The organism is Chryseobacterium sp. 22532, assembly GCF_052044665.1.
GTDB lineage: Bacteria > Bacteroidota > Bacteroidia > Flavobacteriales > Weeksellaceae > Chryseobacterium > Chryseobacterium lathyri.
In genome coordinates this window covers 506,214-531,815 of record NZ_JBQENJ010000001.1, presented here as the reverse complement: position 1 = coordinate 531,815, position 25,602 = coordinate 506,214, and the positions used below count along the sequence as shown (strand labels likewise).

The window sequence follows — 25,602 nt, the reverse complement described above, 5'->3', positions numbered from 1 at the left end:
ACCATTCAATTTCATTATTCAATAAAAAATCATTAACTATTTTCATTCTGATGGATAGTACTTATTGAAATTTTTCTATTTTTGATCCCCACATTTTTACTAACATTTATTTTGAGTTCTACTGCTATAGGTTACAGCAGGATTGCTGATAACTTGTTAGTTACTATTTTTTAATTATTTTTTTTAAATAAGCTATCTTTGCATCATGGCGCAGAAAGAAACATTATCATCCCTTACGCACGGAAATTTTGCAAGAGAACTGTCTATTGCGGATGGAAAAATGCCACCCAATGCTGTAGATTTTGAAAGACTGGTTATAGGAACTTTTTTGATAGACAAAAAAGGTCTTGACCATTCTATTGACCTCCTTACTCCTGAAGTATTTTATGATCCCAGACATCAGGTTATTTTTGCCACAATTCTAAAACTTTACGAAGGCAACCATCCTGTAGACCTTATGACCATTATCCAGGAATTAAAAAAAGAGGATAAATTAAGCCAGGCCGGAGGCGATCATTATATTATTGATCTTACCATGGGAGTAAGCTCCTCCGCTCACATTGAATATCATGTCCGAGTTATTCTTGAAAAATATATCTTAAGAAGTCTGATTAATGTTTCTGCCAACGTGATCGATTCATCCTATAAAGAATCTACCGATGTATTCGAACTTTTAGATAAGGCTGAACAATCTTTCTTTGAAATTACCAACGGTACGATCAAAAAAGGGTTCGACACCGCCAATTCATTGGTAAAGCAGGCTATCGATACTATTAAATCTTTGAAAGATAAGGAAGGGCTTTCAGGAGTTCCTTCCGGATTCAGGGATATTGACAAAGAAACGGGAGGCTGGCAAAATTCTGACCTCATCATTATTGCAGCCCGTCCGGCGATGGGTAAAACAGCATTCCTTCTGTCGATGGCCAGAAATATTGCCGTTGGCCATAAGATTCCGATGGTGCTTTTCTCCCTGGAAATGGCATCTGTACAGCTTATTACGAGGATGATTGCTTCAGAAACGAGAATTTCTTCTGAAAAACTGAGAAAGGGAACTTTGGATGATGAAGAATGGCAGAGGCTGTTCTCCAACGTATCCGAGCTTGAAAATGCCCCACTTTTTATTGACGAAACCCCCTCTCTTTCCATATTCGACTTCCGCGCAAAGTGCCGAAGACTGGTGATGCAGCATGGTGTAAGGCTGATCATGGTGGATTACCTTCAGCTGATGACTGCAGGAGGTGGAGGTAAAGGAGTCGGAAACCGTGAACAGGAAATTTCCATGATCTCGCGTTCATTAAAGGCTATTGCCAAAGAACTGAATGTACCTGTTATTGCCCTTTCACAGTTATCAAGAAGTGTGGAGGCACGCCCAGGAAAAAGGCCTCAGCTTTCTGACCTTAGGGAATCCGGAGCGATTGAGCAGGATGCGGATATTGTATCTTTTATTTTCAGACCTGAATATTATAAAATTGCCGTTTGGGACAATGATGAAGAAGGCCAGGAAACTCCAACGGAAAATCAGGCTGAACTGATCATCGCAAAGCATAGAAATGGTGCTACAGCCGATGTCAGATTATCATTCTTAAAACATTTTGCAAAATTCGGGGATATTGAAGCAGCATTAGACGGTGGTATGGGAGGTTATCCTTCTAATTTCGGATCTAACGAGCCTAGTGGTTTTGATAAAATAAGAACTACTATTCAACCTGGAGCTGCATTTGATTTACCAGACAGTTCAAAGCTTTCAGGATCTTCAATGAATGATCTTGATGATGATGACGATTTCCCATTCTAGAAACATACTATTTTAAATTAACAACAGCTTGGCATTCTTCAAACTTAGTTTTTACAGAATACCAGTTTTTATATAGACTTAACTTTTGAGAATAGAAATATACACCGACGGTGCATGCAGCGGAAACCCCGGCAAAGGAGGCTATGGAATTCTTATGCGTGTTCCTGAAAAAAATTATCAGAAGACATTCTCCAAAGGATTCAGAAAAACCACCAATAACAGAATGGAGCTATTGGCTGTTATTTCCGCTATGGAAAAACTAAAGTCTTCGGAGAACGATATTCATATTTACACAGACAGCAAATATGTAGCTGATGCCGTGAACCAAAACTGGATTGCAGGATGGATTAAAAGAGGATGGAAAAATGTAAAAAACCCCGATCTCTGGAAAAGATTTATTGAAATGTACAACAAACACAACCCAAAAATGCATTGGGTAAAAGGCCATGCAGGGCACTTTGAAAATGAGCTCTGCGATAAACTTGCCGTAGCAGCTGCAAGCTCACCTGATCTGGAAGTCGATACTTATTTTGAAGGGCTGGAAAGCAATTCTCTTTTTTAAAAATCTAAATTAACATCTTTATAATTCTCTATTCGCCTATTCATTTTACAATTCATTGATAAATCATTAATATTTTCAGTTAAATTAACATTAAATACATATTAATCGGTTAGGATTTAATATATTTACAACGTCTAAAATAAAGTAATTCCACTTCAATGAATAAATCTTTACTGTCTTACATTTCTCTCTTTCTGTTTTTTTTGTCAGGGGGAGTGTTTTCTCAAACTTACCAGTTAACCGGAAACCCTGTAAATACTACAGGATGGTCCATGGTTGCTCCAACCCAGGTACTAGGCGATTTTGTCCAGCTTACTCCGGATACCAATAACCAATCCGGATCTATAAGACTGAATGATCAGATTAATTTAAAATATTGTGATAAATGGAGAGTGGAATTCGACTTCAGAATGGACTCTAACCAAACTTCCAACGGAGACGGAATTGCATTTTGGTATCTGGCGAACCCGCCTGTTGCAAGTGTATTGGGTTCCGGCCTTGGAGTTTCCCAAAATGCAGTCGGTTTTATTGTAGGTTTTGATACTTACAACAACACCACTACCGCTACAATGAGTAAGATACATGTTGCTTACGGGCAGGTTGCCAATACAACAGATAGCAACAATGTAGAATTCTTCAATGTTCCGGGGAGCTCTTTTCACTCACCAGACCTGAATACCACCCAACCTTTTCAGGGAACAACTTATAAGCATGTTGAAGTAACAGCTCAGGTAGATCCGGCTATTCCTACGAATTGGATTGTAAAAATAACACTTGACGGTACGACCATCTGTAACCAGTCTTTTGCCCCGTCGGGCACAGCAGCTGCTATGACCATTGGATATTTTGGATTTTCGGCTTCTACAGGAGGGGCAAGGTCAAGACATTCTATTAAAAATGTAAAAATCTACACCGATAAAGTTCCTATTTTACAAAGTACAGCGACACAGACTTTCTGTCCAAATCCGACTACAGGGTTTGCATCTGTAAATTTGACAACTTTCAATTCTCAATTCGTTAGTAACCCTTCCAATTATACATTCACGTACTTGCAAGGCTCAACACCTATTACAAATCCCACTAATTTCCAATTCAATGCCAATACTACGGTTACTGTGATTGTAAAGGACAATGCAGGAATATTATGTGATAATCCGGACGGAAAAATACAGCTGGTTCTGGCTCCTCTTACACTTACCGATAAAACTTTAACAGCATGTAACAACAATAAAGCAGGAACAGGGTTATTCAACCTTAATACTGCAGATGTAACAAATGTACTTGGCGCCACTAAAAAATATTATAAAACACTGAATGATCTGAATGCCGGAATCAATGAAATCACGAATCCCAATTCTTACACTTCCGCACCCGGAATAGTCTATGTAAAAGTGACTACGCCGCAGGGATGTACCGGTACGGCAAAAATTACCTTAACATTCTATCCTGAAACTCCGGTAAAAGAAGCCACGCTACAGTCATGCTTTCTGCAGGATAATATTACGACTGCCATATTTGACCTTACTTCAGCCAATGTGACGACACTGACGAGCGGGTTTACAAAGAAATATTATTTAAGCGTGGCAGATGCATTAAGCGGAACCAATGAGATTGTCAATCCATCTCAATATATGTCTGTGAGTACTGCAGTCTATGTAAAGGTAACAGACTCAAACGCATGTTTCGCTATAGCAAAAGTTAACCTCGTTGTACTTTCACCAGTGAAATCAAACGTTTTAAAAGATAAAATTATCTGCATTGACGGAAGAACTGATCTGGATGCAGGTCCGGGCTTTGATGGCTACGAATGGATTACCGGAGCAACCACTCCTTCTATACAGGGAGTAGGTGTCGGTCTTTATTGGGTAAAGCTAAAAACTGGAAACTGTATTACATTGCAGACCGTGAAGGTTATTGCTTCGGCAAACCCTGTTATTTCAAGCATTGATATTCATAATACAACGGTAACTGTGAATGTTTCAGGAGGCACTCCACCATATAAATATTCTTTAAACGGTATCGATTGGCAGGATTCAAATATATTTACAGGCTTGCACAGAGGAGAGGTAAAAGTTTTTGTCAAAGACTTTTACAACTGTTCACCCGTTGAAGTTCAGATCACTGTTCCCAATCTGATCAATGCCATTACACCGAACGGCGATAACGTGAATGACTTTATTGATTATTCCGCATTGGCCTATAAGAAAAATCTGGTTTTTATAGTATATGACAGATATGGCAATAAACTTTATGAAGCTGATAAAACAAGAAACTTCAAATGGGATGGAACTGCCTTCGGCAAAAAGATCCTCACAGGGACTTACTGGTATTCTATTTCATGGAATGAAAATGATAAAAACAATACTCCTACGAAATATTCAGGCTGGGTATTGGTAAAAAACAGAGAATAATAGCTTTTCATACAAAATCACTCCTTCACCGGAGTGATTTTTTTAATAGGATTGGGCTTGGGGATCAAGGCTTATCATATCTTAACTTAATAAATAAGATATATTTTATTTTTAACCATTTCATATAAATTTTAAAAATTACTTATAAAATTGACAATTTTTGTTAATCATTTGACAATTATACATTATATATTAGAAAATAAAATAAATATATTTACAGGAATAACCTCAAAAACTAATCGCTTCATATGAAAAGAAAACTACTCCTTTATTATTTAACTATTTTTCTATGCTTTTCAGGTCAGCTGTTTTCACAAACATATCAGCTTGCAGGAAACCCTGTCAACACAACGGGCTGGGACCTTGTTTCAAATGCGGCTGTTGATACAGATTTCATCAGGCTTACAACCGATAACGGAAACCTGTATGGCGCTATAAAACTGGCTACCCCTATCACATTAAGTTATTGTGACAAATGGAAGGTAGAATTTGACTTTAGAATTGACGGAAACGGAACAACACAATTCGGAAGAGGAGACGGATTTACTTTCTGGTATCTTGCCAATCCGCCGACAGGATTCGTATCCGGTGGTGGACTTGGAATTCCCGGAAATGCTTCCGGACTGATGGTAGGATTTGATATTTTCAATAATACCACGGAAGGACAGATGAGTAAAGTACACGTTCTTTATGGCACCAACAATACAGCCGGAAACAATATTGAATATAACACAACGCCCGGCAGCACATTTCATTCTCCGGACCTCAACCCTACTCAGCCATTCGTAGGACCAAACTATAAACACGTAGAAGTAAACGGGGAAACAGACCTTACCAACCCTACGAACTGGATCATTAAAATAAAAATTGACGGGGTTCTTATTGCAGACCAGTCATTCGCTCCTTCGGGCGCTGCCATTGGAATGTCACAGGGATACTTTGGATTTTCGGCAGCTACAGGAGGTGCCAGCGCAAGACATTCTATCAAAAATGTAAAAGTGTTTGTAGACAAAGTTCCCATTCTGAATGCTACAGTAACTCCATTTGTATGTACCAATCCTGCAACCGGTACCGGAACTGTGGACCTAACGTCTTTCAATGCTCAATTTGTCAATAATCCGGCAAATTACATATTCACCTATTATGTTTTAGGAAGTTCAACACCTATTGCCAATCCTTCAAATTTCCCGTATTCTGGCAACACTACAATTAAAGTAGTCATTAAAGATCCTAGTTCTACACTCTGCGATAATGGAGACGGAGTCATACAGCTGAACCCCACTCCGTTTGCAGCCACTGATGCTTCGCTTACGGGATGTAACAACAATAATGCAGGTACTGCAACATTTGACCTTACCACAGCTGCTTTAACAACAGTTCCTGGTTGTACAATGGAATTTTACAATACAATGTCAGACCTGAATGCAGGGATCAACCAGATTCCCAACCCTACAGCTTACGCATCAGGAGCGGCCATATTATTTGCAAAAGTGACCACTCCCCAGGGATGTGTGAGTGTAGCAAAAGTTACCCTGAATCTCAATCCGGTTGTGGTCGTTACCGATGCATCATTAAGAACATGCTTCCTTGAAACCAATCCTTCACTGGGAACATTCAATTTAAGCAATGCACCAGTAACAGTATTGACGGGAGCAATAAAAAAATATTATCCATCCCTTACAGATGCTGAAAACGGAACGAATGAAATTTTAAATTTCTTAGCATATACTGCTCCATCCGGAGTCATTTATATAAAAGTATTCAATGCGCAGGGATGTTATTCTATTGCAAAAGTTACCCTCACCGTCTTATCTCCGGTTTCATCCAGCGTATTAAAGGACAAAATCATCTGTATTGAGGACAAAACCACACTGGATGCAGGCCCTGGATTCAATGGTTACCAATGGAGCACAGGAGCAACGACACAGGCCATCACCAATGTAGGTGTAGGAACTTACTGGGTAAAATTAAAAACCGGAGACTGTATTACACTGCAGACCGTAAAGGTATATGCTTCAGAACAGCCCGTTGTTACCAATATTGATATTTCAGGAAGCACCGTAACTGCCTTTGTTAACGGAGGAACACCGCCTTACCAATATTCAATGGATAATATACAATGGCAGGATTCCAATATATTTTCAAATGTTCCCAGAGGTGAAGCTAAGATTTATGTAAAGGACAACTATGATTGTGAGCCTATTCAGATCGACATCACGGTTCCTAATATTATCAACGTGATCACTCCAAATGGAGACGGCGTAAACGACGCTATTGATTATTCAGCACTTTCCAATAAAAAGAATCTGGAAATCGGAATTTTCGACCGATATGGATACAAGCTTTTCCAGGCTGATAAGTCCAACAGATATGTCTGGGACGGCACCACTAATGGAAGCAAAAAAGTTCCGACAGGAAATTACTGGTATTCTATCACATGGAATGAAAATAACAGCAAGAATACTCCAATCAAATTCTCAGGCTGGATTATGGTAAAAAACAGAGAGTAAATTAAAATTGATTATTTTTTAAATACCGGGATCACTCCAAATTTGGAGTGATCTTTTTATTTTTATAAAAGGATATATTTCATTATAAGCGCACTTTATTCGCATTCTATTCTTAAATTTGCCCTATGAATTATTTGGAAGCTTTAAGCAGAAGATATTCTGTGAAGAAATTTAATCATGAGATTATTCCCCAGGACATCCTGCACAATATTCTAGAGTCAGGAAAGTTGTCTGCCAGTTCACTTGGGCTTCAGCCATACAAAATACTGGTAGTGGAAAGCGAGGAAATGAAGCAGAAATTAATTCCGGCTTTTTATAATCCTTCACAGATTTCCACCTGTTCACACCTTATTGTTATCATTTCGAAGAAAACTATTGAGGAAAGCTATATTCACGGTTATTTTAATCATATTTCTGAGGTAAGGGAAACTCCTGTTGAGAAACTCGACCTTTTCAGAAAAAGTATTAACCAACATATTACCCAAAAAACACAGGATGAAATTTTCAACTGGGCAGAAAAGCAGTCTTATATCGTACTTGCCAATCTAATGTATACCGCCGCTATTGAAAATATAGATTCCTGCCCTATGGAAGGCTTCCGGCAGGAGATGATAGAGGAAATTCTCAACATCAATTCTGAAACAGAAAAAGTAACTGTCACTCTGGCTTTAGGCTACCGTTCTCAGGAAGATCATTTTCAACACATGAAAAAAGTAAGAAAACCAAACGAAAAATTGTTTAAATTTATTTAATATTTAAACGATCGTACCTAAAGCAAGCATATGATAAAAGCGGATGTATTAGTAATTGGTTCCGGCATCTCGGGACTTTCCTATGCCATTAAAGTTTCTGAACAACTCCCTGATGCCAAGATCATCATCGTAACAAAATCCGACGAAGACGAAAGCAATACCAAATACGCACAGGGCGGACTGGCCGTAGTCACCGACTTTAAAAACGATAATTTCGAAAAGCATATCGAAGACACCATGCGTGCCGGAGATGGGGAAAACAAACGAGACGTGGTAGAAATGGTCGTAAGGGAAGCTCCCACAAGATTCAACGAAATTGTAGAATGGGGTGCTAATTTCGATATGAAAAATGGAGAGTTTGCCTTGGGAAGAGAAGGCGGCCACACGGAAAACCGAATCGTACACCATAAAGATATTACCGGATTCGAGATCGAAAGAGCTCTTCTGGCAACAGCCAACAGCAGCCCGAATATTGAGATCCTCGACCATCATTATGTTATTGATATCATCACCCAGCATCATGTTCCAGGAAAGGAAGTAAGCGAAGGTGATATCAACTGTTACGGCGCCTATATTCTTGATGAAAAATCAAAAAAGATCAAAAAGATCACTTCCAAAATAACACTGGTTGCTACAGGAGGTGCGGGACATGTTTATAAAAACACAACAAATCCTACTATTGCTACCGGTGACGGAATTGCTTTTGTAGCCCGCGCAAAGGGCAAAGTTTCCAATATGCAGTACTATCAGTTCCATCCAACGGCACTGTACAGCAAGATTAACGGAATGCTTTTCCTGATTTCTGAAGCAGTCCGGGGAGATGGTGCCAAATTAAGAACCAAAAACGGTGAAAAGTTCATGCATAAATATGATGTGCGTGAAGAATTAGCCTCAAGAGATATTGTAGCCCGAGCCATTGATAATGAAATGAAGATCTCCGGTGATGAATTTGCCGGTCTTGACTGCCGCGATATGGATCATGAAAAATTCCTGGAACATTTCCCGAATATTTATAAAAAATGTAAAGAAGAAGGAATTGATCCTTTTATCCAATTGATTCCTATAGTACCGGCATGCCATTATCTGATGGGCGGTATTGAAGTCGACAGGGACGGTCAGTCTTCCATCCGTAATCTTTTTGCAGTAGGAGAATGTACCAATTCCGGATTGCATGGTGCGAACAGACTTGCATCAAACTCATTATTGGAAGGCTTGGTTTTCGGACATAATGCCGCTATAAAAACAGTTGCTCTCCTCAATGAAAATAACTTCAACTTCGATGATCTTAAAGCCGTTCCGGAATGGAATGAGGAAGGAATGAAGATCATGGACGAAATGGTGATCATAAGCTACCTCAGAAAACAGCTTCAGGAAATGATGAGCGATCTGGTAGGTATCGTAAGAAGCAACAGACGTCTGAACATGGCTTTACAGAAGCATCAGGAAATCGCAGCAGCCGTGGACGAGATTTACCACTATTCTATTCTTTCGCCACAACTATCTGAATTAAGAAACCTGACAACCGTTGCCCACCTCATCATTACCCAATCTATGGAAATGACTGAAAATAAAGGGGCATTTTATAATAAAGACTTAGCTTAAAACATACATAATGAAAAGACCAGCTTACGCTACAGATAAAGTATTAAAAACATTCATCAAAAACGCCCTGGAAGAAGACATTCAGGATGGTGATCACTCTACCCTTTCCACAATTCCAAAGGACCTGAAGCAGAGTGCCAAACTTCTGGTAAAGCAGGACTGTATTTTGGCAGGTGTTGAGTTGGCGGAAATTATTTTTAAAACTTTTGATAAAGATCTGAAAGTTGAAATTTTCATTAAAGACGGAAAAGCAGCGAAAGTTGGTGATGTAGCTTTAATAGTAACCGGCAGCGCAAGATCTATTCTTTCCACCGAAAGACTTATTCTGAACTGCATGCAGAGAATGAGCGGTATTGCTACCCTTACCCACGACTGGGATTCACGATTGATAGGAACAAAAACAAAACTTTTAGATACCCGAAAAACAACTCCTAACTTCAGAGTATGTGAAAAATGGGCCGTTGCTATAGGTGGCGGAACCAATCACAGATATGGACTCTATGACATGATCATGCTGAAAGATAACCACATCGATTATAATGGGAGTATTACGAATGCCGTAAAAATGGCAAAAGATTATGTTAAAAGTGCTAAGAAAAAATTAAAGATCGAAGTTGAGACAAGAAACCTTGAAGAGGTAAAAGAAGCCATCAAAGCAAAAGTAGACAGAATCATGCTCGACAATATGAGCGTATCTATGATGAAGCAGGCAGTAGAAATGATTAACGGCTCTTGTGAGTCTGAAGCCTCAGGTGGAATTACCCGTGATATGTTAAAAGAAATTGCATCTACCGGGGTCACTTATATCTCTGCCGGTGCCCTTACCCATTCGGCTGAAAATATTGATTTGAGTCTCAAAGCCGTGAAATAGCGTTATATTTTTAATAAAAACAGCCCCTATTTGTTAAAAACTCAATAATATGATTTTTTTCATGTAAAAATTCAATTTTTATTTATAAATCTGAAAATCAATAAGTTAAATCTTATTAAGATTGAGTAAAAATTAACATACAGTTAATATTAGTTAAATTTTATTTCGCGAATTTTGCAGAAAATTAAATCTAACTATTACTAACGATTATGAAATTAATCAACAAATCGATGCTATCTGTAGTAATTACATTATCTACAGCAAGTGTTTATTATGCTCAAGAAGTTCAGGATACGGTGAAAACCAAATCCAATGACATTGAACAAGTTGTAATCACTGGTGTTGCTGATATTGCTAAAGATAGAAAAACACCGGTAGCAGTTTCAACCATTAAGGAAGCACAAATTGTACAACGATTAGGAAATCAAGAATTCCCGGAAATCTTAAATTCTACTCCTTCTATCTATGCTACAAAAGGTGGTGGTGGTTTCGGTGATGGCCGTGTTAACATTCGTGGTTTTGATACTAATAACACCGCAGTAATGATTAACGGTGTTCCTGTAAACGATATGGAAGGAGGAACAGTATACTGGTCAAACTGGCTTGGTTTATCAGATGTTACTTCTGCTATGCAGGTTCAAAGAGGTTTAGGATCATCTAAATTAGCTATTGCATCTATTGGAGGAACCATTAACGTTATTACAAGAGCTGCTGATAAAAAGAAAGAGGGTAATGTAACTTTAGGTCTTGGTAATGACGGATACCTGAAAACATTATTTTCATACAATACTGGTAAATCTGCAAACGGGTGGTCTACTTCATTCTTAATGGCAAGAACTGCTGGTGCAACATATATAGATGGTTCTGATTTTGAAGCATACAACTATTATTTTGCTCTTGGATGGCAGCCAAATAAAAAGCATGATTTCCAATTCACGTTTACTGGGGCTCCTCAATGGCACAACCAAAACTTTAACGGAAGTATTGCTACATATTTAGATATGGGTGATGGTAAATTGGATAAGGTTTTTGGGGATGAGCCAAACAGAAAATATAATTCTAACTGGGGATATTTGAATGGAAGACAATATTCTCAATCTGTAAATTATTATAGTAAGCCTGTTGCATCCATCAACTGGGATTGGACAATGAGCGAAAAATCTAAATTATCAACTGTTGTTTATGCTTCTTGGGGACGTGGAGGAGGGACCGGAGTTATCGGATCCATTAATGGAACAAGTATAAACAGCCTTCCGAAAACTCAAGATGGTTTAATCCGTTTTGATGACATTGTTGCGTGGAACCAAGGACAATCAGTATTATGGAACCCATCAAATCCTGCTGCTCCGATCAATAAAGTTAATGCAACGCCAGGAATTGCACAAAGAAGCAATGGTCTAGTAAGAAGAGCTTCAGTAAACTCTCACGATTGGTACGGATTCCTTACCAATTTCCAACATAAAATCAATGATAATTTTAATTTTTCAGTTGGTTTAGATGGAAGATACTACTATGGTTATCACCCGGGAGTTTTAACTGATCTTTGGGGAAATAACAAATTTATTGAAAAAGACAACAAGAATAATCCTAATATGGATGTAAACCTTGTTTACAATGCAACACCTTCTGCTAACCCGTTTATTAAAGCCATAAAAGATAAAGACCAGATTGTATACAGAAACTATAACGGAGAAGTTCTTTGGGGTGGGGTTTTTGGACAATTAGAGTATTCTAAGGATAATCTTTCCGCATTTGTACAGGGTTCTGCTTCTGAACAAGGATTCTCAAGAATTGACAATTGGATTATAGATGGTGTTACCGAACAATTAGGAGAAAAGGTAAACACAAAAACAGAGATGAAATATCTGTTTGGTTATAATGTAAAGGCAGGTGTTAATTACAATATCAATGATAATCATAACGTATTTGTGAACGCTGGTTATTATTCTAAACAACCAAACTTCTTTGCAGTTTATCCTTACTCGGTTTCAGATGGTAGACAGACAGGCAACCAGCAAGTCGTGAATAAGGATCTTCAGAATGAAAAAATTGCTTCTGCAGAATTTGGTTACGGTTTTAGATCTTCTAAGCTTAGAGCTAATCTGAACTTATATTATACTTCATGGGATGATAGATTCGTTCGTCTTACAAACCTTACTATTTATGGTTTGGAAAGAGCAACTGTTAGCTTAAATGGTGTAAAGCAGGTGCATATGGGTGCTGAGCTAGAGTTATTCTACAAGCCTTTGAACTTTTTAGAATTTAACGGAATGTTATCTATAGGAAACTGGAAATATAAAAACAATCCTACAGGTCTTTTAGTTGATGAAAACGGAGCTCCTATTGTTGGCTCAAACGGAAAAAACGAGGTTACATTAGCTTTAGATGGTCTTAAAGTATCTGATGCTGCGCAAACCACAGCAGCTATTGGAGCTACTGTGAAACCAGTTAAAAACCTTGATATTTACGGAACTTGGAGATATTATGACAACCTTTATGGAACATTTAGTATCAACAGTGGCTTTATCATTGGAGAAAATGGACAAATTCCTGCAGCCAGAGCAGAAAAAGGTTCTTTAAAAGCACCTTCTTATAACCTCACTGATGTTGGAGCATCTTATACATTTGATCTGAAAAATGGACAGAGATTGATTTTATCTGCAAATGTTTACAACTTATTTGACACTACATACATTTCAGATTTAAGATCATCTAACAAAAAAACAATATCTGATTATAAAGATATTGCGGGTGGGCAGACTGCTCAACAGCAATTAGATGCTTACAACGCAAATCCAAATAACTTCTACAAAGGTTTGGATGTTAGCAACAACGTTTATTTCGGATTCGGAAGAACTTGGTCAGCTTCACTTTCTTACAGATTCTAATAAGATCACAATATTAGATTTTATAAATATCAATCCCGGCTTTTCGCCGGGATTTTTGCTATATTTGTGTACAAAAAATTGAATATGGATTTTTACAAGATTTTGCTTAATGCACACAAAGGATTCGGGTATCTTGAACTTCTTTTGGTCTCATTATTTATTATTGCCCTTTTAGCCACAATGTTTGGCTTCAGTGGTAAAGTGAACAAATTTTTAAAGAAGACGACTCTCTTTACGATGATTTTCTTCCATGTTCAGTTTTTAATAGGGATCGTCATGCTGGTGATTAATTTCACAAAAGGATTGGATATGGGATCAGTAATGAAAAATGCCGATTTAAGATTCCAGTATGTGGAGCACCCATTTTCTATGCTGATTGCAGCAGTATTGATGACCATCATCAACAAAAAAGTGAAATCCAATGACACAATTTCTTTAGGTATTGTGATCATGGGTCTTATCGCTGCAGGTCTATTTGCATTTGCATTCCCTTGGACGAGAGTCTTTGGGGCTTAAAACATAAAATAATAAGTTATCAATGATGAGTTATAACTTTGTAATAGTTTAACCTTAAATTTTTTAATTAAATCAATGAAAGTAGCTGTAGTCGGTTCAACAGGAATGGTTGGACAAGTTATGCTTAAAGTTTTGGAGGAGAGAAACTTCCCTGTAACAGAATTAATTCCGGTAGCATCCGAAAGATCTGTAGGTAAGAAGGTGAAGTATAAACAGGAAGAATTTACCATCGTAAGCATGAAGGACGCTATAGCTGCCAAACCGGATATTGCTATTTTTTCTGCCGGAGGAGACACTTCTCTTGAATTTGCACCTCTTTTTGCGGAAGCAGGCACCACAGTGATTGACAATTCTTCAGCATGGAGAATGGACCCTACCAAAAAACTGGTTGTTCCGGAGATCAATGCTAATGTTTTGACCAAAGAAGATAAGATCATTGCCAATCCTAACTGCTCTACCATTCAGTTAGTAATGGTTCTGGGGCCACTGAATAAAAAATATGACCTGAAAAGAGTGGTTGTTTCTACCTACCAGTCTGTAACAGGAACAGGAAAAGCTGCCGTGGATCAGCTCAATGCTGAAATAAGCGGAGATGACAGCGTTGCCAAAGTATATCCTTATCAGATTTTCAAAAATGCTCTTCCTCACTGTGACGTATTCAGTGATGATGACTACACGAAAGAGGAGATCAAATTGATGAAAGAACCTAAGAAAATTTTAGGTGATGATACATTCAATCTTACAGCAACTGCAGTGAGAGTTCCTGTTCAGGGAGGACACTCAGAAAGTGTAAATATTGAATTTGAAAACGAGTTTGACCTTGACGAAGTAAGAAAGATATTATCCGAGACACCAGGCGTAGTGGTAATGGACAACGTGAAAAACAACGAATATCCAATGCCGCTGTACTCCGAAGGGAAAGACGAAGTTTTCGTCGGCAGGATAAGACGGGATCTTTCACAGCCCAAAACGCTGAATCTCTGGATCGTGGCAGACAATCTGCGAAAAGGAGCCGCAACGAACGCTGTACAGATTGCAGAATACTTAGCAGCCAACAACTTAGTTTAAACTAACAAAATAAAAAAGAGTCTCAGAATTGAGATTCTTTTTTTTATCAAACTATGGAAAATAAAAAAACCATTACCCGCAAAGACAAAATAGGATTCCAAAAGCTGATTGCCGCTTTCGGGGTCATTTTATTCATAGGAAAGATTATTGCCTGGAAGCTCACCAATTCCGATGCCGTGTTTTCTGATGCCATGGAAAGCATCGTCAATGTCATCAGTGCATTTATGGGGCTCTACTCCCTTCATCTTGCCGCAAAACCTAGAGACGAGGACCACCCATACGGCCACGGAAAAGTAGAATTTGTAACATCCGGTATCGAAGGGGCTTTAATCGCCATTGCCGGTATTATGATCATCTATGAAGGTGTCAACAGCCTTATTGTAGGGAAAACCCTGAGCAAAATAGATATGGGAATATGGATCATTGCTGCAACCGCTATTGTTAATTATCTCCTGGGATATATTTCCATTAAAAAAGGGCAGGCAGAAAACTCGCTGGTTCTTGTATCATCAGGGAAGCATCTTCAATCCGATACCATCACGACATTGGGTGTCGTAATAAGCTTAATGATTGTTTACTTCACTAAAATCTACTGGCTGGATTCAGTTGTAGCCCTTATTTTTGGACTTTACATCATCTACGTAGGCTATAAAATCGTAAGAAAATCTTTAAGCGGTATTATGGATGAACAGGATCCTGATCTTTTGAACCAGATTATCAGAGTACTCGAAGAGAACAGAAGAATAGAATGGATCGATGTCCACAATATGAAAATTCAGCAATTCGGAGCCAATCTCCATATTGATGCCCATATTACCTTACCTTGGTACTACAGCCTTCGGGAAGCGCACAATGAAATGGAAAAAATGATTATTCTTTTAGCTAAAAATACAAAAAGAAGCGTAGAATTTAATTTCCATATGGATGATTGTAAAACAGTATCATGCCCTGTATGCCAGATAAAAGACTGCCCTGTCCGCGAAAAAGATTTTGTAAAAAGAGTGCAGTGGACTCCTGAAAATGTCACCAGTGTGGATAAACATACTGCAGATTAGCCTGTAGTAATAAATTTGTCAGATTTATTTATCTGCTCTTTCCATTAATTGTTTTCTATAATAAAACATCGGAACAATCAAAAGCAAAGCCAGCGGCTGGATGACAAACCTTCTCATATAAAAAGAGAAAAGATACCCTATCTCGAACTTATCATGTATACAGTAAAGATAAATCGGAAAAGTAATCACAAAAATAATGGTAATCAGCAATGCTCCCTGTGCCGTCCACTGGCGGTTTTTAAAAAGACATTGAATGATCAGGCACGAAAAGGCAAGATTAAGCATAAACCTGAAAAGATGTCCTGCAATTAATTTCCCCCATTCAAACCGGGGAAATGCAATATTTTTAATCGCTTCATGAAAATATTCGAGAAAAGGGTCATAGAAAATTTTGTCTTCAAGCATCCGTACGCTTATAAGACCGCAGATTCCCGCTATCACCAGAAGCCAGTTAAGAATTTTCATTTTTCAAAGCAAAGAATTTAATCCAAACCAGCCACAGAACCACAACAGTCCCATAAATAACTGCTGGAAAAATAAAATCATGGAATATTTTTCCATATTCCGGATGATCTACCATAACGATATTTAGTCCCATGATTCGCAGAAGGTTCATAATGTAAAGCAAAACAAGCCCAGCCAATGCGAAAATATATGTTTTAGCACCTTTATAAAATGCAAAAACGAAAGCTATAAACAAGATCATGACGGAAACAGCATTACATCCCTCCACCATTCTTGTCACATAGTTTTTCTTTACATAAAACCAAACCTGTTCATTTTTTACATCATCATAAAGCAATGTAGGAAATCCTATAGTCTTTTGAACAGCAGCAACCTGATCAGCAATCATCCGGGAAAAAGGATCCAGCCCACTTTCTTTACCGCTGTTCAGATAAAACTGATACCCTAGAAGCAGCACCAGGTAGATGACGATGAACCTCAGCAAAATGTTTAAAACCGGTTTAAAATCCTTTAACATGATACAAAGATAGAAATTAGACTGAAACTTAGGTTAATAAATATTTGATATCAGACGTTAGATTTTACAAAATAACTTAACTAACATCAAGTCTCAATCACCATCCAGAGCTCCAAATCCTCTGATAATCCTACTCCAGCTCTAATATCTCAAACCCTCAAACAGCCAAAACAATCAAAACAATCAAACTCCCATTAAATTAGTATATTTGTTTCCATATTATGACTTCCGAAAACGCAAAACGATTTTTTGAAAATTATCTGGGTGAACCATCTTCTGAGTTCGTTACACTGGCTCAAAGTGGTTCTGCGAGAATAAATTTCCTGGCTAAATCCAACACCAGAAAATACATTGTCACCAGCAATGAAAATACCGCGGAAAACGAAAGCTTCCTTTATTATTCTGAAATCTTCTCAGAGCTTGACCTCAACACACCCAATATTTTTGCTGTTTCAGACGACAAAAAGATGTATATACAGGAATTTCTAGGAGAACAAACTCTTTCAGATGTTATTACAACAGAAGGACTTTCCGATAACGTAAGAACATTGGTAAAGCAAACATTAGAAAAGCTTTTCCAGCTCCAAATCCGGACCCAGGCGAAAATTGATTTTTCAAAAACGTTTGAATACGAAAGGTATGACGAGCTTCCCGTGATTCATGATCTGTATTATTTTAAAAACTTTGTAGCTGATATTCTGGAGCTCGAATACCGTAAATCTGTTTTATTGAAAGAATTTAAACAGATTGCCCAGCTTATTGAAAGTCTTGAACCCAAAGGAATGATGATCCGCGATTTTCAGGCAAGGAATATTATGGTGAATGAAGATCGTAAAGTTTCGTTCATCGATTACCAATCTGCGATGGAAGGGCCATTGATGTATGATGTGATTTCTTTCCTCTTCCAGGCCAAGGCCAACTTTCCGGAAGATTTTAAAAATGAAATGCTTGACTATTATATCATGCAGTTTGAAAATGAAGAAATCAAAACTAAACTAAAAAATTCGGTAAAACCAATTCAGATGATGAGATTTCTGCAGGTACTTGGAGCCTATGGCTTCAGAGGGCTAATCCAAAGGAAGCAGCATTTTATAGTCAGCCTTGAAAAAGGAATTCACAATATCACGCAGTTTGCCGCATCCTGGGAACAGATGCAGGATTATCCGGAACTGAAAAAAGTAATAGAACAACTGTCTTCGGAAGAATCAAAATTGAAAATTAATCACATTTTAAATAGCTAGCTTTCGACTCCGATCAAGCCGACAGCTTACAGATAACCGGTTATCAATAAAACTAAATAAGCCTTAATGGTTTAAATAAAAATAAAGAATAATGTTACACATCGACATACACAGTTTTTCTTACAAAAAAGGAGGAATTCCTAAAGACCATTCAGGAAACGGCGGAGGTTTTACCTTCGACTGCAGAGGAATTTTAAATCCAGGAAGAATTGAAGAATACAAAATCCAAACAGGAAATGATATCGGAGTTCAGGAATACCTTGAAACAAAAACCGAAATGCCTAAGTTTCTCGAGCTGGTAAAATCCATTATTTCAATTAATATTGACAATTATCTGGAAAGAGGTTTTGAAGACCTGCAGATCAATTTCGGATGTACAGGCGGACAACACAGATCCGTGTATTCTGCGATCAAGATTGCTGAATTCATCAGGGAAAAATATCCTGAAGGAATAGAAATAAGCCTCCACCATGACGAACAGCACCACCTGAATATGAGTAATGGATAATGAGCAATAAGTAATATTTTACTTTTCATCAATTCCTGAAATTACTCATTACGTATCACTCATTACCTAGATTATATGAAAGCTTTAATTTTCGCTGCCGGGAAAGGCACAAGGCTAAAACCATTTACGGATCACCATCCAAAAGCACTGGCTCCGGTAAACGGCATACCGCTTTTGGAAAGAAATATCAATTATCTTAAAGGCTTTGGAATAAAAGATTTTGTGATCAATATCCATCATTTTGGAAATCAGATTGTTGAATTTTTAAATAAAAACAGTAATTTCGGCTGCAGCATTGAAATCTCAGATGAAAGGGACGAACTGCTGGAAACCGGTGGCGGCTTGATTTTTGCTAGAAGATTCCTCGATCACGGGGAAGATTTTCTAATCATGAACGCTGATATTTTAACGGATATCAATATTGATGCGCTCGTTGAATATCATAAAAAGATAAAAGATTTCGCTACTTTAGCGGTTTCCGATAGAGACAGTTCCAGAAAGCTGCTTTTCAATGATGATATGGTTTTGAGAGGCTGGCTTAATGTACAATCGGGAGAGCAGAGGCTTGCGGAATTCAACAAAGGCTTTAAGGCTCTTGCCTTCAGTGGCGTTCACTGCATCAACCCTGCTATCTTTGAAAAAATAAAGAGAACCGGCAAGTTTTCTGTTATGGAGGAGTATCTTGACCTGATGCAGACTGAGCATATCCACGGATTTGTACATGACAGCATTCTGATAGATGTGGGAAGACCGGAATCTGTAATAGAAGCCGAAAAATATTTTAAATAATTTGCAATGGAAATGGATGGAACCAGGGATGAAAGTTTAGTAAATCCTGCACTTGATATTAACGAAACAAAACTTCACAACAGTCTCAGACAGAAAACCTGGGACGAAACCATCACCAAAGACAGTTGGATGGTTTTCAAAGTAATGGCTGAATTTGTGGACGGATATGAAAAGCTGGCCAAGATAGGACCATGCGTTTCTATATTTGGTTCTGCAAGACTGAAGCCTGAAAGCAGGTATTATGAAATGGCTGTTGAAATTGCTGAAAAGATCACCAAACTGGGCTTCGGAATCATTACCGGAGGCGGCCCAGGGATCATGGAAGCTGGAAATAAAGGCGCTTTTAATGCACAGGGAAGATCCATCGGACTCAATATTGATCTGCCGTTTGAACAGCATTTCAATCCGTATATTAATAAATCCTATTCTATGAACTTCGATTACTTTTTTGTAAGAAAGGTAATGTTTGTAAAATATTCCCAGGGATTCGTAGTAATGCCGGGCGGGTTCGGTACTCTGGACGAGCTTACGGAAGCAATGACCCTGATTCAGACCAATAAAATAGGCAAGTTTCCGATTGTTCTGGTAGGAAGTGAATTCTGGGGCGGATTATTGGATTGGTTCAAAGCAACACTGTTAAAAGAAGGAATGATTGCCGAAGATGATTTAGACTTATACCGTGTGGTAGACACTGCTGACGAGGCTGTTGCACACATCAAGGCATTCTATGATAAATATTCTGTGAACGTAAATTTTTAATTGGCATATTATTTGTGACCTATAATTAGCAAGAATGATTGTAAATCTATTAATTAAGATGAAAAAACTTTTATATATATCAGGAATTTTAACATTTTTTGTGTTAATGAGTTTTATGTATGTAGACTTTTTCTCTTCAATGACCAAAGTTGATTATATAGATGGAAGCAAAACATTGAAGTTTACCACAAAAATGAATACTAACCATATTTCTGATGCTATTAAAATCAATCCTAATACAGCAGGATTTGAAGCAGAAGTAAAAAAATATGTAAATAATAATTTTGATGTGTTCGTCAATGGCTCTCCAAAAACTATAACTTTCACCGGAAGTCAGGTAAGCGGAGAAACTGTATGGGTATATTTTGAGACCGGTGGTGTTTCCGATATCAATACCTTAAAAATTAAAAACACTATTCTTTTAAGTGCTTTTCCTAAGCAGATCAACATTGTTAGTGTTGCTTACAAAGGAAGCCAGAAAGTAATGAACTTCCAGCGAGGCAAGGAAGTGAATGAAGTTGCTTTCTAAACAGAATAATTTTAAAATATGAACCACTGCATCTGCGGTGGTTTTTTGTTTTTACTGTTTTATATAATTCAATCTAAAACCTTCTTCATAATGTGGCTTTCCAATCATATTCCGGATCACCCCTTAGTATATTTAAAAGGAATCCGATTAGGCAATCTGTGATATTATATTTTTTGAGCATAATAAATTCATTTTCAATATCATTAAATCAAAAGCTACAGATATGTCATGCTTTTTTATTAATTCTTCATTTGCATTTGCTCTTATCATTTATCACAACATAAAAAGGCCATCTAATGAAAGACGGCCTGTATTTAAAATATCAGATTTAAATTATTGAACCTGAATATTATCTAACTGAATAGTCGTTGTAACACCAGTTGATGCTCCAGTATATTCAAACAGTATAAATCCATTACCCGTTAATCCGGCAGGTAAAGTATAAGTTCCCGCAGGCGTTAATGTACCGTAACCGCTAACAGGGGTTTGTGGAATTGTAAATGCAGATGTAATATCTGTTTTTGTTGCTGCGGTAATATCTCCAAGTGGAGTATAATTGGTTGTGTAGTATACTTTTAAAGCATTACCGTTCCAGAATCCAACATTTACATCAAATTTCAACGTATTGGCAGCTGTAAAATCAACAGGTACCGCAAAATAGGTCAAATAATTTCCAGACCCTGAATTAGCTCCCAGCTGAATATACTTATTGTTGTTGAAAGTTTTTAACTGCCAGTATCTGTTTCCTAATACCGCATCATTTACATATTTAGGATACACTTCAAGGTTAGCAGGAGTCAGCGAGTAACTTTCAAAGTTTTCAAGGAAAGAACCTGAATAAGTGATCTCAGTACCTCCTTTAGGCGGCGTTGAATCTACTCTTGTTCCAGTGAAATTAATATCGGACAAGCTTCTGATCAGCATCTGCCATGTTGTATTGTATCTGCTTACCACAAAAGTAACAGTTCCGCTTCCTTTCGGTAAAAGCTCTCCTCCACTCTTGAAGAATCCTGAGTTTCTGATTACTGCAGTACCACCTAATTTATCTTCAATATTTCTGTCTGTATCCAAGCCTTGGCCTCCTGCATCATAATCAAGATATTTTTTCTGTACCGGGAAAATTTCACTTATATTGAACTGCACATCAGACACCGTTACTAAAGTATTGATTAGATTAGCCTGCTTTGCATCATTTAATGAATTAAGCTTTGTTGGAATAATAGTCTGGATATCCAATCCGTTTCCACCACAAACTCCGGAAACATATCTTCCTACAAGAGCCTGAGGAATTCTACCAATGGCAAAATTCGGATCTTCAGAACCAAGTTTAATTGATCCTCTGTCAAGTCCTAAACGTAATCCTTTAGCATTAATTCTGATATGTGCCCCTACCGGAAAGTCTGCAAAGTTACTTGCTTTATCTACTTCGATCTGAAGACCCACAGTAGGGTTTACCGTTTTATCCTGGAAGGAAATCGTTTTATAAAAATTTCCCTGAGCATCAGAAGAAACGATATAACCGTCGAAAATCTGATCTGTTGTAATCAATTTGTATCCAGTTGCAGGAGCCTGAGCTGCAAAATCAGCCATTGAAATGGTAGGCGCCTCAAATTTATTTGAACAAGCGATTGGAGGAGTTTCCCAATCATCATTCTTTACACAAGAAGACACTGCAGACAGTACACCTACTGCCACAAATGCCGTTTTGAAAAAGTTAGTGAAATTATTCATTATTATTTTTTTATTTATTAGAATCTGAATTGTAAGTTAACGAAGTACGAACGCCCCTGAGTATACCAGTATTTCGGTCCGAAAGAGGGTTTAGGGCTATAATAATCATAAGCGAAATCCATAGCTTTTGTTTCTCTTGTCTGTTCGAAACCTCCTGTGATGAATCTTCTGTTGTTCAGGATATTATTTACAGAAGCAGTCAACAGTATATAATACTTTCCGATCATGAATGATTTCCCTGCATTAGCATTCAGGAAAAATGCAGAAGGAAGTTCTACCGGTTTCAGCATATCGCGTACATCACCATCGGTAAGACCTAAATAAGGAGTACTTGAATATGGGTTCTGAATAAAGTTGTTCGTTCTTAAAGCCGGAGCCGGATCCAGATAATTATTATCGAAATAGTTCCAGTTGGCTCCTACCCACCAGTATTTTGGATTGTTATATCGGAAACCTAATGAGAAAGCTCTCTGAGGAGTACCTCCCTGCTTATAATCTTTCAGATATGCTTTACCGAAAGAAGTCACACTGCTTCCTGATGCATCAGAAACCAAATAAACTTCCGGATTATTTCTGTACGTATACTGTCCTAAACTTGCAAGTCCCTGTAAAGATAAAGTAGGAATAACTTTTAGATCAACACCTAATTCCACTCCCATATTTCTTTTCTCAAGATTAGACATCACCTGAGTAACGAATGCACTCTGTACCTGAGAAACAGATCCGTCTGGATTGGTGCTGCTCATCTGGATCCCGTCTGCAAAGAAGCGCTGTACGTTGGTTTCATTCTGTGTATCTACAATATATCCTGATGCTCTTAATTTAAGGAAAGGTGTATTGATAACATAGCTTAAATCATTAGCCGTGTAAACCGTACTCCTAATATTAGGATTAACCAGGGCATTGATTCTAGGATTGATAAACAAATCCTCCAGGAATGGTGCCTGATTGTACATCGCTCCGTTATACACTAAGAAATTACGTCCGTTGATACGATAAACGATCTGTCCTTTCAGACCGAAGTTCCAGAAATTGTAATCTTTACTTTTCCCGTAAGAGTTTTCATATAAATAATGCTTGAAAAGACCTTCTCTGTTTGAAGTGGAATATCCTGCCATAGCAGAAACAAATACATCGAAATTACCGGTAGAGAATTTCAGTCCCGGATTTACTTTTGCTTCCTGTCTTCTCAGGATATAATTATAAGTCATACGGTCTCCCACTCTCAACTGAACGTTAGGATCCAACGTATTATAGAATCCTGTAGAACCAGGTTTAGCAGACTCTTTAAACGGATCAACACCAATAGCATAATCACCCCCTAAAAGGTCTTTCATTTCACGGTAAAGTTCAGATTTGTAGTTCTGATAAGAAACGTTCATGATAAACTTTATACGGTCGTTAAAGTTATATGTGTAATGGGTACCTGCGTTGAAGATCTTATCATCACTTACATCATCTACAAGATATATCTTGGAACGTTTCCCTGATAATCCATACAAACGAGCCATTTCAGCCTGGTCTGCAGCATCGTTCTTTTGATTATTGGCATAGATCTGCCCCCAGTTAATCTGAGTAACATTGGGATCTCCATTCTGCCAGTTAGACATACTTGTATTATAGGCATCCCAAAGCGTGTTATACTGCATGGGATCAGTCTCAGTGTTATTAACGGAGTTATAAATAATACTGTTGATATAGTAACTTGGTAAGTTTCTATAATAAGTAGGTGACGGATTGGTTACCCCATTCCAGTCCAAACGCGAACCTTTATCTTTTCCAAACTGGTAAGATGCAGTTGTCCAAAGGCTGGAATTTTTATTAATCTTCCAGAAATCCTGAACCTGAAAAAGCGGCTGGAATCCTCTTCGAACTCTTTCACTCCTTTTTTCTCCATCCTGCCATCCCCAGTAAGAGTTGTAATGTACACCTCTGTAGTCATATACTTCCTGAGTACTTGGACTGGCTGTAGATCTTCTATATGGTGCACCTATCGCATTGAATGTTATCGTATGGCTGTCACTGAATTTCTTTTCTATACCCAGGTAAGCACCATAAGCATCGTAGAAAGTTCCTTCCTGAATTCCTTCCTCAGCCCATCTTCTGGCTCCCATTACAGTAAATGCCCACCCTTTTTTACTCATTCCTGAGGTATAACGTAAAGAGGTTCTGTTTCTGTAGTTCCTGTTAGTCAAGGACTGTGTAAACTGGAATCCTTTTCTATACTCACTGGCTTTCGTATTCTTATAAACAACAGAGCTGTTTCCACCAAAAGCGTATTCAGACGGAGAATGGTTAGATGCGATCTCCGGATATCTCGTGATCTCGTTCAATCCACCCCAATTGCTGAAGTCAACATTACCATTATCAGATTTTACCATTGAGACACCATTCAGCATAGATTCTCCTGTTCTCCCATCAATTCCTCTCGGACGGAACCAGTAAAATCCTAGATCAAAAGCAGCAATTCTGCTGAAAATATCCTGAGAAGATTGTAATAATCCTACTGTAGAAGCTTGCCCGCTGCTGTTGCTGTCATCATCATCATTGTCTATAATCGCTAATCCTTGATCTGCGTTGGTAAGTGCAGAATATAGAGTTATGACCCCTAGATCCTTTCTTTTCTCATCGGTTACGTCAAACTCCATCATTTTGGTTTCGAAGTTTGGTTTCGTAATCATAATTTGATAATGGCCCGGCTGCAGGTCTACAAACTGGAAGTATCCAATTTTGTCAGCCGTTACATCATTTTCGCTCCCTTTAAGATCTACTTCTGCCCTTTCAACAGGCTTTCCATCAGCATCCTTAAGATACGCAAATACAGTAGTCTGCGCAAAATAGAATGAAGCAGGAAGTAAAGTAAATAAAGAGACTAATGATAGTTTTTTAATCATGAGTATATTATTTTTTTTAATACTTTTCTTCTTAATTCTCAACAGTTTAAAAGTTGGGGGCACAAATTTAATCAAAATTTGGAATCTCCAACTTTTTTAACAATATTTTTTCTTAACATTGCAACCTTTTAAGATTCAT

The 25,602-nt window shown here is 37.9% G+C and carries 20 protein-coding genes; 16 read left to right on the top strand and 4 right to left on the bottom strand.

Translation table 11 applies throughout. From position 1 onward, the window contains the following. Window positions 1-205: 205 nt before the first annotated feature. From dnaB to ACTJIV_RS02490, 11 genes are all read left to right on the top strand, one after another. Window positions 206-1,795, top strand: coding sequence for a replicative DNA helicase (gene dnaB / locus ACTJIV_RS02540; protein WP_111958872.1), 1,590 nt, complete (start codon window positions 206-208; stop codon window positions 1,793-1,795). Between the two features lie 85 nt (window positions 1,796-1,880). Then, on the top strand, window positions 1,881-2,357 hold the full coding sequence (gene rnhA / locus ACTJIV_RS02535; protein ID WP_111958870.1) for a ribonuclease HI: 477 nt from the start codon (window positions 1,881-1,883) through the stop codon (window positions 2,355-2,357). Window positions 2,358-2,515: 158 nt separating this feature from the next. Then, window positions 2,516-4,768: a T9SS type B sorting domain-containing protein gene (locus ACTJIV_RS02530; RefSeq protein ID WP_440625399.1), complete on the top strand. Its 2,253-nt coding sequence runs from the start codon at window positions 2,516-2,518 to the stop codon at window positions 4,766-4,768. A gap of 248 nt (window positions 4,769-5,016) precedes the next feature. After that, window positions 5,017-7,278, top strand: coding sequence for a T9SS type B sorting domain-containing protein (locus ACTJIV_RS02525; protein ID WP_440625397.1), 2,262 nt, complete (start codon window positions 5,017-5,019; stop codon window positions 7,276-7,278). A gap of 125 nt (window positions 7,279-7,403) precedes the next feature. Then, on the top strand, window positions 7,404-8,030 hold the full coding sequence (locus ACTJIV_RS02520) for an NAD(P)H-dependent oxidoreductase (RefSeq protein ID WP_223558117.1): 627 nt from the start codon (window positions 7,404-7,406) through the stop codon (window positions 8,028-8,030). A 30-nt stretch (window positions 8,031-8,060) separates the two neighbouring features. Beyond that, window positions 8,061-9,632: an L-aspartate oxidase gene (gene nadB / locus ACTJIV_RS02515; RefSeq protein WP_111958862.1), complete on the top strand. Its 1,572-nt coding sequence runs from the start codon at window positions 8,061-8,063 to the stop codon at window positions 9,630-9,632. Between the two features lie 10 nt (window positions 9,633-9,642). Next, complete coding sequence (nadC, locus tag ACTJIV_RS02510) at window positions 9,643-10,503, top strand: carboxylating nicotinate-nucleotide diphosphorylase (protein ID WP_440625394.1); 861 nt, start codon at window positions 9,643-9,645, stop codon at window positions 10,501-10,503. Between the two features lie 209 nt (window positions 10,504-10,712). Continuing rightward, entirely contained in the window at window positions 10,713-13,391 is a 2,679-nt protein-coding gene (locus ACTJIV_RS02505) for a TonB-dependent receptor (protein WP_336377816.1), read from the top strand. 84 nt (window positions 13,392-13,475) lie between these two features. Then, complete coding sequence (locus tag ACTJIV_RS02500; protein WP_111958856.1) at window positions 13,476-13,907, top strand: hypothetical protein; 432 nt, start codon at window positions 13,476-13,478, stop codon at window positions 13,905-13,907. Window positions 13,908-13,982: 75 nt separating this feature from the next. Further along, entirely contained in the window at window positions 13,983-14,975 is a 993-nt protein-coding gene (locus tag ACTJIV_RS02495; RefSeq protein ID WP_111958854.1) for an aspartate-semialdehyde dehydrogenase, read from the top strand. Window positions 14,976-15,028: 53 nt separating this feature from the next. Beyond that, window positions 15,029-16,030: a cation diffusion facilitator family transporter gene (locus tag ACTJIV_RS02490; RefSeq protein WP_440625391.1), complete on the top strand. Its 1,002-nt coding sequence runs from the start codon at window positions 15,029-15,031 to the stop codon at window positions 16,028-16,030. A gap of 24 nt (window positions 16,031-16,054) precedes the next feature. On the opposite strand, the gene ACTJIV_RS02485 is transcribed toward ACTJIV_RS02490, so the two are convergent. After that, entirely contained in the window at window positions 16,055-16,495 is a 441-nt protein-coding gene (locus tag ACTJIV_RS02485; protein WP_336377818.1) for an exosortase F system-associated membrane protein, read from the bottom strand. After that, complete coding sequence (gene xrtF, locus ACTJIV_RS02480) at window positions 16,482-17,012, bottom strand: exosortase family protein XrtF (protein WP_223558112.1); 531 nt, start codon at window positions 17,010-17,012, stop codon at window positions 16,482-16,484. Before xrtF ends, ACTJIV_RS02485 begins: the two co-directional genes overlap by 14 nt. A 221-nt stretch (window positions 17,013-17,233) precedes the next feature. Here xrtF and ACTJIV_RS02475 point away from each other — a divergent pair, with 221 nt between their 5' ends. The 5 genes from ACTJIV_RS02475 to ACTJIV_RS02455 all read left to right on the top strand — a co-directional run bounded on the left by ACTJIV_RS02475 (window position 17,234) and on the right by ACTJIV_RS02455 (window position 20,838). Continuing rightward, entirely contained in the window at window positions 17,234-18,253 is a 1,020-nt protein-coding gene (locus ACTJIV_RS02475) for an aminoglycoside phosphotransferase family protein (protein WP_440625388.1), read from the top strand. A 91-nt stretch (window positions 18,254-18,344) separates the two neighbouring features. Next, a complete protein-coding gene (locus tag ACTJIV_RS02470) occupies window positions 18,345-18,761 on the top strand; it encodes an RNase adapter RapZ (protein ID WP_223558110.1) in 417 nt (138 codons plus the stop codon). 75 nt (window positions 18,762-18,836) lie between these two features. After that, a complete protein-coding gene (locus ACTJIV_RS02465) occupies window positions 18,837-19,550 on the top strand; it encodes a nucleotidyltransferase family protein (RefSeq protein WP_111958842.1) in 714 nt (237 codons plus the stop codon). 6 nt (window positions 19,551-19,556) lie between these two features. After that, a complete protein-coding gene (locus tag ACTJIV_RS02460; protein WP_111958840.1) occupies window positions 19,557-20,309 on the top strand; it encodes a TIGR00730 family Rossman fold protein in 753 nt (250 codons plus the stop codon). 58 nt (window positions 20,310-20,367) lie between these two features. Then, entirely contained in the window at window positions 20,368-20,838 is a 471-nt protein-coding gene (locus tag ACTJIV_RS02455) for a DUF6702 family protein (RefSeq protein ID WP_223558109.1), read from the top strand. 333 nt (window positions 20,839-21,171) lie between these two features. Here the strand turns inward: ACTJIV_RS02455 and ACTJIV_RS02450 are convergent, their stop codons facing one another. After that, a complete protein-coding gene (locus tag ACTJIV_RS02450) occupies window positions 21,172-22,569 on the bottom strand; it encodes a DUF5689 domain-containing protein (RefSeq protein ID WP_440625385.1) in 1,398 nt (465 codons plus the stop codon). A 17-nt stretch (window positions 22,570-22,586) separates the two neighbouring features. Further along, a complete protein-coding gene (locus ACTJIV_RS02445; RefSeq protein ID WP_111959039.1) occupies window positions 22,587-25,463 on the bottom strand; it encodes a carboxypeptidase-like regulatory domain-containing protein in 2,877 nt (958 codons plus the stop codon). Window positions 25,464-25,602 lie beyond the last annotated feature (139 nt).

What these genes read in the sequence shown, in the direction of transcription:
- nadB (WP_111958862.1), top strand. Translation starts at nt 8,061, where the DNA reads ATGATAAAAGCGGATGTATTAGTAATTGGTTCCGGCATCTCGGGACTT.
- ACTJIV_RS02445 (WP_111959039.1), bottom strand. Translation starts at nt 25,463, where the DNA reads ATGATTAAAAAACTATCATTAGTCTCTTTATTTACTTTACTTCCTGCT.
- ACTJIV_RS02500 (WP_111958856.1), top strand. Translation starts at nt 13,476, where the DNA reads ATGGATTTTTACAAGATTTTGCTTAATGCACACAAAGGATTCGGGTAT.
- ACTJIV_RS02520 (WP_223558117.1), top strand. Translation starts at nt 7,404, where the DNA reads ATGAATTATTTGGAAGCTTTAAGCAGAAGATATTCTGTGAAGAAATTT.
- ACTJIV_RS02505 (WP_336377816.1), top strand. Translation starts at nt 10,713, where the DNA reads ATGAAATTAATCAACAAATCGATGCTATCTGTAGTAATTACATTATCT.
- xrtF (WP_223558112.1), bottom strand. Translation starts at nt 17,012, where the DNA reads ATGTTAAAGGATTTTAAACCGGTTTTAAACATTTTGCTGAGGTTCATC.
- ACTJIV_RS02525 (WP_440625397.1), top strand. Translation starts at nt 5,017, where the DNA reads ATGAAAAGAAAACTACTCCTTTATTATTTAACTATTTTTCTATGCTTT.
- nadC (WP_440625394.1), top strand. Translation starts at nt 9,643, where the DNA reads ATGAAAAGACCAGCTTACGCTACAGATAAAGTATTAAAAACATTCATC.
- ACTJIV_RS02475 (WP_440625388.1), top strand. Translation starts at nt 17,234, where the DNA reads ATGACTTCCGAAAACGCAAAACGATTTTTTGAAAATTATCTGGGTGAA.
- ACTJIV_RS02455 (WP_223558109.1), top strand. Translation starts at nt 20,368, where the DNA reads ATGAAAAAACTTTTATATATATCAGGAATTTTAACATTTTTTGTGTTA.
- dnaB (WP_111958872.1), top strand. Translation starts at nt 206, where the DNA reads ATGGCGCAGAAAGAAACATTATCATCCCTTACGCACGGAAATTTTGCA.
- ACTJIV_RS02485 (WP_336377818.1), bottom strand. Translation starts at nt 16,495, where the DNA reads ATGAAAATTCTTAACTGGCTTCTGGTGATAGCGGGAATCTGCGGTCTT.
- ACTJIV_RS02460 (WP_111958840.1), top strand. Translation starts at nt 19,557, where the DNA reads ATGGAAATGGATGGAACCAGGGATGAAAGTTTAGTAAATCCTGCACTT.
- ACTJIV_RS02465 (WP_111958842.1), top strand. Translation starts at nt 18,837, where the DNA reads ATGAAAGCTTTAATTTTCGCTGCCGGGAAAGGCACAAGGCTAAAACCA.
- ACTJIV_RS02470 (WP_223558110.1), top strand. Translation starts at nt 18,345, where the DNA reads ATGTTACACATCGACATACACAGTTTTTCTTACAAAAAAGGAGGAATT.
- ACTJIV_RS02490 (WP_440625391.1), top strand. Translation starts at nt 15,029, where the DNA reads ATGGAAAATAAAAAAACCATTACCCGCAAAGACAAAATAGGATTCCAA.
- ACTJIV_RS02450 (WP_440625385.1), bottom strand. Translation starts at nt 22,569, where the DNA reads ATGAATAATTTCACTAACTTTTTCAAAACGGCATTTGTGGCAGTAGGT.
- ACTJIV_RS02530 (WP_440625399.1), top strand. Translation starts at nt 2,516, where the DNA reads ATGAATAAATCTTTACTGTCTTACATTTCTCTCTTTCTGTTTTTTTTG.
- ACTJIV_RS02495 (WP_111958854.1), top strand. Translation starts at nt 13,983, where the DNA reads ATGAAAGTAGCTGTAGTCGGTTCAACAGGAATGGTTGGACAAGTTATG.